Source organism: Bradyrhizobium sp. LeoA1Lang (assembly GCF_055413685.1).
The window spans coordinates 1-13,793 of the sequence record NZ_JBVAPG010000060.1 but is presented as its reverse complement, the minus strand read 5'-3'; the positions used below and the strand labels follow the sequence as shown (position 1 = coordinate 13,793).

The following is a 13,793-nucleotide window of genomic DNA, read 5'->3' as shown; positions in this document are numbered from 1 at the left end:
TTAAGCTTTCGGCTGGAAGTTCGGATGGATGACGGCGCCGTCCTTGGTCAGCGCGGTGGATTTCACCAGTTCGTCATCCCAATTGACGGCAAGCGCCTTGTTCGCCTTATCGACCAGCGTCTCGATGAAGGCCAGCAGGTTGCGGGCATAGAGGCCCGAGGCGGAGGCCGCGAGGCGGCCGGCGACGTTGGTATAGCCGACGATCTTGATGCCATCGACGTCGACGACCTCGCCGGCCTTCGCGCCCTCGACATTGCCGCCGCGTTCGACGGCGAGATCGACCAGCACTGAGCCCGGCCGCATCGATTTGACCATGTCCGCGGAGACGAGCATGGGCGCCGGGCGGCCGGGGATCAGCGCCGTCGTGATCACGACGTCCTGCTTCTTGATGTGCTCGGCGGTGAGCGCGGCCTGCTTGGCCTGGTACTCCTTGGACATTTCCTTGGCGTAGCCGCCCGCGGTCTGTGCGTTCTTGAACTCCTCGTCCTCGACGGCGAGGAATTTGGCGCCGAGGCTCTCCACCTGCTCCTTGGTCGCCGGACGCACGTCGGTCGCGGTGACGATGGCCCCTAACCGGCGCGCGGTCGCGATCGCCTGCAGGCCGGCGACGCCGACGCCCATCACGAACACTTTCGCGGCGGGGATCGTGCCGGCCGCGGTCATCATCATCGGAAAGGCGCGGCCGAAGGCTTCGGCGCCCTCGATCACCGCGCGATAGCCGGCGAGGTTCGCCTGCGACGACAAAACGTCCATCACCTGCGCGCGGGTGATGCGCGGCATCAACTCCATCGCAAAGGCCGAAATGCCGGCATCCGCCATCGCCTTCAGCGCGGCGTCATTGCCGTAGGGGTCCATAATGGCGATGACGAGCGCGCCGCGCTTGTATTTCGAGAGTTCGGACGCCTCCGGCCGCTTCACCTTGATGACGATGTCGGCATCCTTCACCGCATCCGCGTTCACCGTGGCGCCCACGGCGGTGAATTCCGAATCCGGCAGGCCCGACTTGATGCCCGCGCCCGGCTCGACCGCGACCTCGGCGCCGAGCGCCTTGAGTTTCTTGATAGTGTCAGGGGACGCGGCGACCCGCGGTTCGGACGGGTCGATTTCCTTGGCAACGGCAATCTTCATAAGGCCTCCGGCGGCGCGGGACAGCGCACGCAAGCAAACTTAGCGTTACTCCCGCAACGTTGGATACCGGTTTTGGGACCGGTTTGAATGCAATTTTTTTGAGCACCGCCGGCATTGGCGGCGCGGCCGGCGAGAGATCAGACCAGGAAGAAGGCCATCAGGATGAGAATGAGGGCGACCGTCGCGGTGCCGTACTTGACCAGCATGATGAAGCCTTCATAGGTCCGCTCATGCTCGATATAGTCGTTGCCGTCGGCGGTGGTGTAAGCCACTTCGCTATGGTTTGCCATCGGTGTCCCCAGTCAAACGTCTATTTATGCCGTGCCAATACCGCAAACCGGATGGCAGGGCAACGCCACCCTGCCTATCGCCTCATTCGGAAGGCCAATTATCCCGAATCCAGCGGCTGAGGCTTTCCTCGCTGACCTCGCCGGCCGCGAGTGAGAGGATGATCGATGTTGCGTGCGCCGGATCAGGACTGAAGTTGACGCCATTCTTGATCAGAAACGTCATCATCGCCATGAAGGCGATCCGCTTGTTCCCATCGACAAAGGCGTGGTTCTTGGCGAGGCCAAACGCATAGGCCGCGGCGAGCTCAGCCAGGGAAGCCTGCTCATAGCTCCATTTGTTGACCGGCCGCTCCAGCGCCGATCGTAGCATGCCCTCATCGCGCAAGCCGGGAGCTCCGCCGAAGCGGCGGAGCTGGCGGGCATGGATGGCGATGGCTTGCTCGTAGGTGATCCAAAGCGGCTCTTTCGGCTCGCTCATTTGGAATTTCCACTACTTCGCAAGCGCCGCCAGCGTATCGCGATACTTGTCCATGACCTCATCTGCGACTTCCATCGTCCGTTCAAAATCCGGATCGTAGGGAAGCGCCTGGAAGCCGCCTCCCGGAAGCTCGGTGACATGCAGTTGCTGACCGCGCTTCAGGTCGAGCCGCTGCATCAGCTCGCGAGGAAGCAGCAGGCCATCGGAATTCCCGATCTTTTTGATCTCGATTTTCATCAGAAATTTGCCTTTCGAGTTGCGCACAGTCGCGCCGATTTCTTGTAAGAGCTTCAAAAAACAACATAATTTTCATACCTCAATGCACGTTATACATCAGTATAACGCGCTCTAAAACCTCGTTCAACAGATGTTTTACGCCCTGGCCCTTCAGCCCATCGCTTCGAGTTCGTCGATCATGCCCGAGATCACCGACAGCCCGCCGTCCCAGAACTTGGGGTCCTTGGCGTCGAGGCCGAATGGCTTGAGCAGTTCCGAATAATGCTTGGTTCCGCCGGCTGCGAGCATGTCGAGATAGCGTTCCGCAAAGCCGTCGGAGGCGTGCTCGTAGACCGCATAGAGCGAATTCACCAGGCAGTCGCCGAACGCATAGGCGTAGACGTAGAACGGCGAATGGATGAAATGCGGGATGTACATCCAGAAATTCTCATAACCGGGCTTGATTTCGATCGCCGGCCCTAGGCTCTCGTTCTGCACGGAAAGCCAGATCTGGCCGATCCGCTCGGCAGTCAATTCGCCGTTCTTGCGCTCGGTGTGCACCGCGCGCTCGAACGAATAGAACGCGATCTGCCGCACCACGGTGTTGATCATGTCCTCGACCTTGCCGGCGAGCAGCGCCTGACGCTGCTTGGCGCTCTTGGTCTCGGTCAAAAGGCGCTTGAAGGTCAGCATCTCCCCGAACACGCTCGCGGTCTCCGCAAGCGTCAGCGGCGTCGGCGCCATCAGGGCGCCGTTCTTTGCCGCCAGCACCTGGTGCACGCCATGGCCGAGCTCATGCGCGAGCGTCATCACGTCGCGCGGCTTGCCCTGATAGTTCATCAGCACGTAAGGGTGCGCTGACGGCGTGGTCGGATGCGAGAAGGCGCCGGGCGCCTTGCCCGGCCTGACCGGCGCATCGATCCAGCGGTCGGTGAAGAAGCGCTCGGCGATCGCGGCCATGTCGGTGGAAAAACCGCGATAGGCCGACAGCACCATGTTGCGCGCCTCGGGCCAGGCGATCGTGCCGGTCGCGGCAAAGGGCAATGGCGCGTTGCGGTCCCAATGCGGCAGCTTCTTCTTTTTGAACCAGCCCGCCTTCAGCCGGTAGTAGCGATGCGACAGTTTCGGATAGGCGGCGCGCACGGACGCGACCAGCGCATCCACGACCTCGCGCTCGACGCGGTTGTTGAGATGGCGGGAATCGGCGACATCCTGGAAGCCGCGCCAACGGTCGGAAATCTCCTTGTCCTTGGCGAGCGTGTTGGTGACAAGCGCGAAGGTGCGCTCATTGGCCTTGAAGGTTTTCGCCAGCGCCTCCGCCGCCGCCTTGCGCTTTACGCCATCGCGGTCCTGCAGGAAATTGAGCGTCGGCTCGATCGCGAGTTCCTTGGCGCCGACCTTGAAGCGCAGGCCGGCGATGGTCTGGTCGAACAGCCGGTTCCAGGCGGCATAGCCGCTCTGCGACTTCTCGTGGAAAAGCTGCTCGATGCGATCCTCGAGTTGATACGGCTTCTCCTTGCGCAGATCCTCGATCCAGGGCCGGTAATATGCGAGGTCTTCCGCCTGCATCGCGCGCTCGATCACATCATCGTCAATGCGGTTGAGCTCGAGCGCGAAGAACAGAAGATGCGTCGAGGCAGCCGTCAGGCGCTCTGAAACATCGCCGTAAAATTTCGTGATCGCGGGATCGACGCTGTCGCCGGCATGCACCAGGCCGGCAAAGGAGCCGAGCCGGCCGGCGAGATCGTCGATCGCTTCATAGCGTCGCACGGCTTCCGCGAGCCACTTTCCGCCATCTTCCCGCGCCGTATGTTCCGCGAGCTTGCCCCTGTGGTCGGTCTCAAACGCGACGCAATCTGCATCCATCTTCGCAAGGTCGCGCGCGACTTCCGGTGCGTCGATGCCGGAATAGAGATCGACGAGATTCCATTCCGGCAATTTGCCGGTCTTTCCCGCGGTCTTCTTCGCGGCGGACTTGTTTGCGGCGGATTTGGCATTGGCCGGCTTGCGTTGCGTTGGTTTGCGGAGAGCGGAGGAGCGCGAGGTCATCTTGCTGGTAACCTGTGTTCAATCGGAGATGCGGCGGCGAAATGTGCGGGGATGGGCAACGTTTAAGAGGGCGTTAATCGGCTTCGGCGAGAGTGCCCCGATTCGAGACAGATAAGCGTAACGCGCGGGGAAAACCATGGTTGCCACCATTTTGATTGCCGATGATGACGCAGTACAGCGCCGTCTGGTTGAAAACATGGTGCAAAAATGCGGCTACCAGCCCCTCGTAGTCGACAGCGGCGACGATGCCATCGCCGCACTCACCGCCCAGGAAAACCAGACCATCGATGCGGTCGTGCTCGACCTCGTGATGCCCGGCCTCGACGGCTTGGGCGTGCTCGCAAAGATTCGTGACGCTGGTTTGAACGTCCCCGTCATCGTGCAGACCGCACATGGCGGCATCGACAACGTGGTCTCGGCGATGCGCGCCGGCGCCCAGGATTTCGTCGTCAAGCCGGTCGGCTTCGAGCGGCTGCAGGTATCCTTGCGCAACGCGCTGAACACTTCTGCACTCAAGGGTGAATTGCAGCGCATCCGCCACAGCCGCGAGGGGCGGCTCACGTTCACCGACATCATCACCCGCAGCGAAGCGATGACAAGCGTGCTGCGCACCGCGCAGAAGGCCGCCTCATCAGCCATTCCGGTATTGATCGAAGGCGAATCCGGCGTCGGCAAGGAATTGTTCGCCCGCGCCATCCACGGCAGCAGCGAGCGCAAATCGAAGCCGTTCGTCGCGGTGAACTGCGGTGCGATCCCCGACAATCTCGTGGAGTCGATCCTGTTCGGCCATGAGAAGGGCGCGTTCACCGGCGCCACCGAACGCCACATGGGCAAGTTCGTGGAAGCCCATGGCGGCACACTCTTCCTCGACGAGGTCGGCGAACTGCCGCTGACCGCGCAGGTGAAGCTCTTGCGTGCGCTGCAGGAGGGCACGGTGGAAGCCGTCGGCGGCCGCAAGCCGGTGAAGGTCGACGTCCGCATCATCTCCGCCACCAATCGCAGATTGCTCGAACTGGTGAAAGCCGGCCAATTCCGCGAGGACCTATTCTACCGCCTGCACGTCTTGCCGCTGACGATTCCTCCGCTGCGGCAGCGGCGCGAAGACATCCCGCATCTGCTGCGGCATTTCCTCGCGCGCTTCAACGCCGAGGAAAACCGCAACATCACCGGCATCAGCGGCGAGGCGATGGCGCATCTTTCGCAGCTCGATTGGCCCGGCAACATCCGCCAGCTCGAGAACACGGTGTATCGCGCCGTGGTCATGAGCGATGGCGACCAGCTTGACCTCGCCGACTTTCCGCAGGTCGCCGCGCATCCACTTGCTGACCCAGCCCCGACGCATGGCGAGCCGCTGATCGTCGCCCCGTCGACGGCGCCCGCGATGGTATCGGGTAATGATATACCAATCGCTCCGTTGCCTGCCGCGGGCAGCCTCTCGATGCTGACCAGCAGCGGCGACGTGCGGCCACTGGAAGAGATGGAGAACGAGATCATCCGCTTCGCGATCTCGCATTATCGCGGGCAGATGTCGGAGGTCGCGCGGCGCCTGAAGATCGGCCGCTCGACGCTCTACCGCAAGATCGACGAAGCCGCGGCAAATGACTCCGCCGACGGCGCCGGCGGTACCAATTGAGCCGATCGGCGTTTATGCCCCAGAGCGGGCATTAGGTCGTGGCTTCGCATGCTCAGTCCGGAACCTATTGAACCGTGGCTTGGGGGTGACAGACAAACGGGGTGCCGCGTGGCAAAAATCGCGCAAGATCGAGTGCAAGTGGTTAATCAAGGTCAGTTTGTCGTGAGTTGCCCCGCATGGCGCTGGCTGCATGAAGGGGGCGTATGTATCGTCTGCGTTGATTTTGTTGCGTGCAGGCGTGAAGCAGTTTTGATCGAGTGAGGCCGGCGCTTCCGCGCAATCTGAGGGCATGATCCGGGAAGGTCATGCTCGAACAAATCGAGCGTGATGACGGCTCTAACGAAGCGTCATCAGGCTCCAGGACCATGATGTGAGAACTGTTCCAATGCCGGGCAGTTCGCCCCAGGGGGTGTGACGATGCGTGACTGTTCGAAAGGCCGTACCGGATTCGACCGCGTGCTGATGGCCGTCGCCGCGACGTTCCTGACGGTCTCCGCGACCTCAGCGCTGGCCCAGTCGGACGCGCCGCGCGCCAGTGCCGCAGAACTCGCGATCGACGCCGCAATCCCGCGTCCCGAGCCTGCCAACGTTCCGCCGCCGACCGCGGCCGATATCAAGCTGGACACCACCGCCTCGGTGCCGGATGCGACGAAGGACGCCATCACGCCGAGCGAACCCGACGCCGCCACCAAAACCGCTGAGCCCAAGCTCGAATCCAAGCCGGCCGATGTCGTCACCGCGCCCGCCGCCGAACCGAAGCCGAGCGACGTGGCGAAGGACGCGCCCAAGGACACGGCGAAGGAGCCAGTCAAGAACGACACCGCCACGGTGACGCCTTCAGCCGGGCCCGCTCCTGCGACCGCCACAGCTCCTGCGCCCGTCACGGCGCCTGCCCCGGCAACCGCCAACGCGCCTGCTGCCGAGCCCGCCAAAGAGCCGGTCAAGGCTGCGAGCAACGTGCCGGGGGAAGATCAGCCGGTTGCCGACAAGCTTCGCGAGACGCTGGCCAGCAAGACGCTGCGCACCTTTGACCGCAAGAACGAGCGCGCCGCGGTCGAGAAGTTCTACTCCGCGCGCGACTATGCGCCGGTGTTCACGCAAGGCGGCAAGCTGACCGCAACCGGCAAGGGCGTGATCGCGCGGCTCAAGGACGCCGCCTCCGATGGCCTCAACCCGGAAGACTATCCGGTGCCGGAGTTTGCCTTGGCCTTCTCCTCGCCCGACGCGCTGGCGGAAGCCGAGCTGAAGCTCACCGCCAGCATGCTGGATTATGCGCGTCAGGCGCAGAGCGGCCGGATGCACTGGTCGCAGGTCTCGGCCGACATCCTCTATCCCGAGCATCCGATCGATCCGTCGGAAGTCCTCGCCAACGTGACCGGCGCGAAGGACGCCTCCGCCGCGCTGGACAGCTACAACCCGCCGCACAAGCTCTACCGCGAGCTCAAGGCCAAGCTCGCCGAGTTGCGCGGCCAGGGCGATGGCCCGGCGATCGAGATCACCGAGGGGCCGGTGCTGGCCTACAAGCCCGCCACCAAAAAGCAGCCGGCGGATGTGCCGGAAGATCCGCGCGTACCGCAGCTCCGCGCCAAGCTCGGCATCAACGAGAATCCGGATGACACGCGTTACGACGCCAAGGTCGCCGAAGCCGTGCGCAAATTCCAGCGGCGCGTCGAGCTGAAGCCTACCGGCGTGCTCGACGATCGCACCGTGAAGGCGATCAACAGCCCGAAGCGCGACAGGCAGATCGACACCGTCATCGTCAACATGGAGCGCTGGCGCTGGCTGCCGCGCCAGCTTGGCGCGGCTTCCCTCGGCAACGCCTATGTCATCCTCAACATCCCCGACTACACGCTGCGGGTGATGCAGAACGGTGCGCCGGTCTGGACCACGCGCGTCGTGACCGGCAAGCCGGGACAGCACGCCACCCCGCTTCTGACCGAGACGATGAAGTACATCACGGTCAACCCGACCTGGAACGTGCCGCCGTCGATCATCTACAACGAATACCTGCCGGCCCTGCAGCAGGATCCGACCGTGCTGCAGCGGATGGGCCTGCGGCTCGAATACGGCCGCGACGGCTCGATTCACATCTCGCAGCCACCGGGTGAAGCGAACGCGCTCGGACGCATCCGCTTCAACTTCCCGAACAAGTTCCTGGTCTATCAGCACGACACGCCGGACAAGAACCTGTTCGGCAGGGAAGAGCGCGCCTTCAGCCATGGCTGCATGCGTGTGCAGAACCCGGACCAGTACGCTTCCGTGCTGCTCAACATCACGACAACGGACGAGCGTTGGACGCCCGAGCGGATCCGCAGCATGTATGGCTCGAGCGAGATCGACCTGAAATTCCCGACCCCGATCCCGGTCAACATCACCTACCAGACCGCGTTCGTGGACGATGCCGGCAAGTTGCAATTCCGGAAGGACGTCTATGGCCGCGACGCCGGCATGCTGGCGCTGCTCAAGAACAACCGCGGCAAGGACCTCGAATCAGTGGTGGCGCATGCGCAGCCGAACTATTCGCGCCCGAGCCGCAACAGCCTGCCGCCCGGCGTCAGCATCGCCAGCGAAAACACCAATTCCGGCCTGAACTTCTTCGAGCGGCTGTTCGGCGGCGGCCAGCCCGTGCCGCCCGCTCCGATTGGGCGCGGACAGTCGCGCGGGGTGTTCACCCGTTAATCCACCGCTCCCGGAACGCGCCAGATTCCAGAGCAAAATCAATGATCCCGCCCGCCCGGCGGGATCAATTACATTAACCATTATTCATTTGGCGCGGGTGGCGGCGCTTTTTCGCCACAGTCAACAGTTTAGGTGAGAGCTAACTTGGGAAACGGGATGGTAAATCTCGGTTGACCGTCCCGCTTTAAGAATGCGTTCACCGCCTTTCGCCGGGGTCTGCGAAAGAAAGGTCGAACGCTCGACGACTGGGTGGGCTCATCGGTGTTGGCTGTACGCACACGCCACTATAAACTGCTGTCGTTCCCGAAAGCCGGATGTCAGGTCGGGCTGACGTCGCTATTGCTGCTTGCAGGCGCCGGATCGGTTCACGACGCCACCGCCTTGAACGAGACCCGCACCCTCTCCTTCCACCACACCCATTCGAACGAAGACCTCACCATCACCTTCAAGCGCGACGGCCGCTACGACGAAGACGCGCTGAAGAAGCTCAATCATTACCTGCGCGACTGGCGCACCCAGGATGAGACCACGATGGATCGTCGGCTCTTCGACATCCTCTGGGAAGTCTATCGCGACGTCGACGGCAAGCAGCCGATCAACATCATCTCCTCCTACCGCTCTCCCGCTACTAACGCCATGCTCCGCCGCCGCTCCTCCGGGGTGGCGCGCTTCAGCCAGCACATGCTGGGGCATGCGATGGATTTCTACATTCCCGGCGTGCCGCTCGAGCAGATCCGCTATGCCGGCCTGCGCCTACAGCGTGGCGGTGTCGGTTTCTATCCGACCTCCGGCTCGCCTTTTGTTCACCTCGACACCGGCTCGATTCGCCACTGGCCGCGCATGACGCATGACCAGTTGGCGAGGGTGTTCCCGGACGGCCGCACCGTCCACGTCCCCTCCGATGGCAACCCGTTGAAGGGCTATGAGCTTGCCCGGGCCGACATCGAGCGGCGCGGTAATGGCGATGGTGCCTCCTCCGGCGGCGGCAAGATCGGCGGCTTCCTGACCGCGCTGTTCACGGGCAAGTCAGCCGCCGGCAGCGACGAGGACGACGAGGGCGCAGCTACGCCGGCTGCCGCCGAGAAGCCCGCGCCCGTCCTGGCTTCCGCCAGATCTGCCGATTCCAAGTCGGCCGACCCCGTGCCGATGCCGCGCGCAAAACCGCAATTCGCCTCGACGATCCAGCTCGCCGCAGCCGACGCCCAGATCGTCCCGGTCGCAAAGGCCAAGCCGGCAGCGCCGGCGCCCGCCGAGAAGTCCGAGCCGAAGCTTGAGACGCCTGCCGACATCATCAATGCCCGCGGCTTCTGGGGCGACGATCTACCGGCAGCGAAACAGGCAACCGCCGCGCAGATCGCAGCCCTCAAGGCACGCGAGGCGGTCGGTGCCACCGATCCGCAGGCCACTGCCAGCGTGTCGGAGAATTTCAACAAAGCGCTCGCCTATGCCCCGGCGAACTCGTCGGTTGACCGTAGCAATGTCGTTGCCGCCTCCGCGCCGGTCCCACGCAGCGTCCGTCCGAGCCGCAATGCCGGCGCCGCCGCAACCGAGATCAACACCGTGGTCGCCAAGGGCGCGCAAGGTCAGGGCAGCGTGATCTCGACCTCGACCCGCATCTCCGCCGCCAAGGGCAACGATCTCTGGATGCGCGTGGTAATGCTGGCGCCGAGCGCGAGCAACGCCATGCTGACCACCGTGCTCGGCGATACCGACATGACCATGATGCGCGCCCATTTCGTCAAGCCGCAGGCCGCGATCAACATGACCTTCTCAAACGATCCGATGATGGGCATGAGCTGCGACAGCTTCACCGGCTCCGCCACCGCAACTCTTCCGACGACCTCCTTCGTCGTCCGCACCGCCGCACTGCGCTGATTCGCCTCCGCAAATTCAGTGTCGTCCCCGCGAAGGCGGGAATCCGCCGCTGTCTGACATCGAAACGGAATCCTTTCCGTCATTGCGAGCGAAGCGAAGCAATCCATGCCACCACCTGCGGAGACATGGATTGCTTCGTCGCGTTGCTCCTCGCAATGACGGCGGTGTCCGGGGTCGCGCTTCGCTTGCCCGGGACGACAGGGGTGTAGTTGCGCGGCTAAGGCCTCAGATCATCCCCAGCGCTTGCATGTAGGTCTCGATGATCGTCTCCTGTTCCTGGCGCTCGTTCGGATCCTGCTTGCGCAGGCGCACGATCGTGCGCAGGGCTTTGACGTCGTATCCGTTGCCCTTGCTCTCGGCATAGACGTCGCGGATGTCGTCCGAGATCGCCTTTTTCTCTTCTTCCAGCCGCTCGATGCGCTCGATGATGGCCTTGAGCTGGTCTTTTGCGAATCGGGTCGCGGGTTCTTCTTTGACGGCAGCGGAGGTGGCCATCGGGTACTCCTGAAATGGAACTGGTGTTGAGGCGTCCTGAGCGGTATGCGCTCCTCACGCATCGCGTGTCGGAAATGACCCTCAAGTTTGGGACGCCTCCCGTCAAGGAAACGTCGCGCTCATCCACAGCGCGCCCACAAGAGATGCGGGAGAAGTCCGTGATTCCCGGTACAGGCCCGTAGCCCGGATGGAGCGCAGCGTAATCCGGGAATCTTGGTGTGCGCGCGGCAAAGACCCCGGATTGCGCTGCGCTCCATCCGGGCTACAGGCCTCGCCTCAATGCCCGGGGTGCGCCTTCTTCATCGCGGCCAGTTGCTCCGGCGTCGCCGTGCCCTGGTATTTTGCCTTCCACTCCTCATAGGGCATGCCGTAGACGGCCTCGCGGCTCTCATCCTTGCTGATCGCGACACCCTTGGCGTCGGCCTCTTCCTTCATCCAGTTGGAGAGGCAGTTCCGGCAGAATCCGGCGAGGTTCATCAGGTCGATATTCTGGACGTCGGTGCGGTCCTGCAGATGCTGGACCAGGCGCCGGAAAACGGCGGCTTCCAGCTCGGTCCTGGTCCTGTCGTCAATGGTCATGGCCGTCATCCCGGTTTGTGATTCCCAGCATATTGATATCAGGTGGGATTCGTCACAGATTTTGCCACATCGCTGCGCAAAACAGCATGAAATCGGGTGGGATCGGCGGTTTTCGATGGCAGAAGTCCGCCTGCCTTCCGTTGACAGGCGCCGCCGAGCCACGCGAAATCGTCAATGATTCGGTGTAGCTTCGCCTCATGATCGTACTGGATTCCCTTCCCCTCCCCCCTCGTCTGCTTGCCGGTCTTCTGCCCGTGCTGGCGCTTGTGGCGGCGTGCCTGTGGACCAGCCCCGCGGCGGCCGATTTCCGGCTCTGCAACAATACCGCCAGCCGGGTCGGCATCGCGCTCGGCTACAAGGACGCGGAGGGCTGGACCACCGAGGGTTGGTGGAACATCTCCTCGCGCTCCTGCGAGACCTTGCTGCGGGGCAATCTGGTCGCGCGCTATTATTACATCTACGCGCTGGACTATGACCGCGGCGGCGAATGGTCGGGCCAGGCCTTCATGTGCTCGCGCGACAAGGAGTTCACCATTCGCGGCACCGAGAATTGCCTGGCGCGCGGCTATGACCGCACTGGCTTCTTCGAGGTCGATACCGGGGAGCAACGGGCGTGGACCGTACAACTGACCGAAGCCAACGAGCAGCCGGCGCAGAAGGTGCCGGGAATGCCGGGCGGGGTCGCACCGGGGACTCCCCCAGTGCCAGGCCTGCCCAATCCACCGGGCGGAACGCCTCCAGGCGCGTCTGGTCTACCTCCAGCCGCACCGCCCGGAAGCAAGCAATGAGAAGACTACGTCGGATCAAGATCCTCGCGACCTTGGGTCCCGCCTCCTCCGACAGCGCAATGATCCGCAAGCTGTTCGAGGCCGGCGCCGACCTCTTTCGCATCAACATGAGCCACACCCCACATGACAAGATGCGGGACCTCGTGAAGACCATCCGCAATGTCGAGTCCAGCTACGGCCGGCCGATCGGCATCCTGGTCGACCTGCAGGGGCCCAAGCTCCGGCTCGGCGCCTTTGCCGAGGGCTCAGTGCAGCTCAACAACGGCCAGAGCTTCGTGCTCGATTCCGACAAGACGCCGGGCGACAGCACCCGCGTCAACCTCCCGCATCCGGAGATCCTGGCGGCACTGCGGCCCGGCCACGCGCTATTGCTCGATGACGGCAAGGTGCGGCTGATTGCGGAAGAGACCTCGCCCGACCGCGCGGTGACGCGCGTGGTGATCGGCGGCAAGATGTCGGACCGCAAGGGCGTCAGCCTGCCCGACACCGACCTGCCGGTGTCGGCGATGACGCCGAAGGACCGCGCCGATCTCGAGGCCGCGCTGACGACGGGCATCGACTGGATCGCACTGTCCTTCGTGCAGCGCGCCGAGGACGTCCACGAGGCCAAGAAGATGATCCGCGGCCGCGCCGCCGTAATGGCGAAGATCGAGAAGCCGCAGGCGATCGACCGGCTGGCCGACATCATCGAGGCATCCGATGCGCTGATGGTCGCGCGCGGCGATCTCGGCGTCGAGCTGCCGCTGGAGCGCGTGCCGAGCCTGCAGAAGCAGATGACGCGGATGGCGCGCCGCGCCGGCAAGCCGGTGGTGGTCGCAACCCAGATGCTGGAATCGATGATCCAGGCGCCGGTGCCGACCCGCGCCGAGGTCTCCGACGTCGCCACCGCCGTCTATGAAGGCGCGGATGCAATCATGCTCTCGGCGGAATCGGCCGCCGGCAAATATCCGGTGGAAGCGGTCACCACCATGAACCGCATCGGCGAGGAAGTGGAACGCGACCCGACCTATCGCGGCGTGCTCACCGCGCAGCGCGCCGAGCCGGAGCAGACGGTGGGCGATGCGATCGCGGATGCCGCGCGCCAGATCGCCGAGACGCTCGACCTCTCGGCGATCATCTGCTGGACCTCGTCAGGCTCGACCGCGATCCGCGTCGCGCGCGAACGGCCCAAGGTGCCGGTCGTTGCGATCACGCCGAACCTGGCGACGGGCCGCAAGCTCTCGGTCGTGTGGGGCGTGCATTGTGTCGTCGCCGAGGACGCGCGCGACCAGGACGACATGGTCGACCGCGCCAACTCCATCGCGTTCAGGGATGGCTTTGCCCGCGCCGGCCAGCGCGTGATCATCGTCGCCGGCGTCCCCCTCGGCATCCCCGGCACCACCAACATGGTCCGCATCGCCTCCGTCGCGCCCCAAAGCGACACGGAGAAGTGACGCCCGCAACCAAGACCTCCGCCGTCGTCCCGGGCTTGACCCGGGACCCATATGTGGACGGCCCCCGTGGCACAAGAGCTTTTGAGGTGATCGGATCGCTTGCATCCATATGTCCGGCCTGTTTGATGCGATCGGATGATCGCTGGCCAA

Annotated in this window: 12 protein-coding genes; 5 read left to right on the top strand and 7 right to left on the bottom strand. The window is 63.8% G+C overall.

What is annotated here, in order from left to right; genetic code table 11:
- The 5 genes from ACZYOF_RS20820 to ACZYOF_RS20800 all read right to left on the bottom strand — a co-directional run bounded on the left by ACZYOF_RS20820 (window position 1) and on the right by ACZYOF_RS20800 (window position 4,161).
- A complete protein-coding gene (locus tag ACZYOF_RS20820; protein ID WP_463716957.1) occupies window positions 1–1,128 on the bottom strand; it encodes a Re/Si-specific NAD(P)(+) transhydrogenase subunit alpha in 1,128 nt (375 codons plus the stop codon).
- Window positions 1,129–1,265: 137 nt separating this feature from the next.
- On the bottom strand, window positions 1,266–1,418 hold the full coding sequence (locus ACZYOF_RS20815; protein ID WP_130579708.1) for an aa3-type cytochrome c oxidase subunit IV: 153 nt from the start codon (window positions 1,416–1,418) through the stop codon (window positions 1,266–1,268).
- A gap of 82 nt (window positions 1,419–1,500) precedes the next feature.
- A complete protein-coding gene (locus ACZYOF_RS20810; protein WP_130579707.1) occupies window positions 1,501–1,896 on the bottom strand; it encodes a type II toxin-antitoxin system death-on-curing family toxin in 396 nt (131 codons plus the stop codon).
- 12 nt (window positions 1,897–1,908) lie between these two features.
- Entirely contained in the window at window positions 1,909–2,133 is a 225-nt protein-coding gene (locus ACZYOF_RS20805) for an AbrB/MazE/SpoVT family DNA-binding domain-containing protein (RefSeq protein WP_282531122.1), read from the bottom strand.
- A gap of 150 nt (window positions 2,134–2,283) precedes the next feature.
- A complete protein-coding gene (locus tag ACZYOF_RS20800) occupies window positions 2,284–4,161 on the bottom strand; it encodes a M3 family oligoendopeptidase (protein WP_282531121.1) in 1,878 nt (625 codons plus the stop codon).
- Window positions 4,162–4,297: 136 nt separating this feature from the next.
- Between ACZYOF_RS20800 and ACZYOF_RS20795 the strand changes: the two genes are divergently transcribed.
- The 3 genes from ACZYOF_RS20795 to ACZYOF_RS20785 all read left to right on the top strand — a co-directional run bounded on the left by ACZYOF_RS20795 (window position 4,298) and on the right by ACZYOF_RS20785 (window position 10,348).
- The gene (locus ACZYOF_RS20795; protein ID WP_282531120.1) at window positions 4,298–5,794 is read left to right on the top strand and encodes a sigma-54-dependent transcriptional regulator; all 1,497 of its coding nucleotides are present in this window, start codon (window positions 4,298–4,300) and stop codon (window positions 5,792–5,794) included.
- 417 nt (window positions 5,795–6,211) lie between these two features.
- A complete protein-coding gene (locus ACZYOF_RS20790; RefSeq protein ID WP_463716956.1) occupies window positions 6,212–8,473 on the top strand; it encodes a L,D-transpeptidase family protein in 2,262 nt (753 codons plus the stop codon).
- 261 nt (window positions 8,474–8,734) lie between these two features.
- On the top strand, window positions 8,735–10,348 hold the full coding sequence (locus ACZYOF_RS20785) for a peptidoglycan L,D-endopeptidase MepK (RefSeq protein WP_463716955.1): 1,614 nt from the start codon (window positions 8,735–8,737) through the stop codon (window positions 10,346–10,348).
- A gap of 225 nt (window positions 10,349–10,573) precedes the next feature.
- Here ACZYOF_RS20785 and ACZYOF_RS20780 read toward each other — a convergent pair whose 3' ends face one another.
- A complete protein-coding gene (locus ACZYOF_RS20780) occupies window positions 10,574–10,843 on the bottom strand; it encodes a DUF2312 domain-containing protein (protein WP_028163653.1) in 270 nt (89 codons plus the stop codon).
- 276 nt (window positions 10,844–11,119) lie between these two features.
- A complete protein-coding gene (locus ACZYOF_RS20775) occupies window positions 11,120–11,422 on the bottom strand; it encodes a DUF1244 domain-containing protein (protein WP_130579701.1) in 303 nt (100 codons plus the stop codon).
- A gap of 197 nt (window positions 11,423–11,619) precedes the next feature.
- Between ACZYOF_RS20775 and ACZYOF_RS20770 the strand changes: the two genes are divergently transcribed.
- Both ACZYOF_RS20770 and pyk read left to right on the top strand, forming a co-directional pair.
- Entirely contained in the window at window positions 11,620–12,210 is a 591-nt protein-coding gene (locus ACZYOF_RS20770; protein ID WP_165421175.1) for a DUF1036 domain-containing protein, read from the top strand.
- Window positions 12,207–13,643: a pyruvate kinase gene (pyk, locus tag ACZYOF_RS20765; protein WP_130579700.1), complete on the top strand. Its 1,437-nt coding sequence runs from the start codon at window positions 12,207–12,209 to the stop codon at window positions 13,641–13,643. The genes ACZYOF_RS20770 and pyk overlap by 4 nt, the downstream gene beginning before the upstream one ends.
- The last annotated feature ends 150 nt before the right edge of the window (window positions 13,644–13,793 follow it).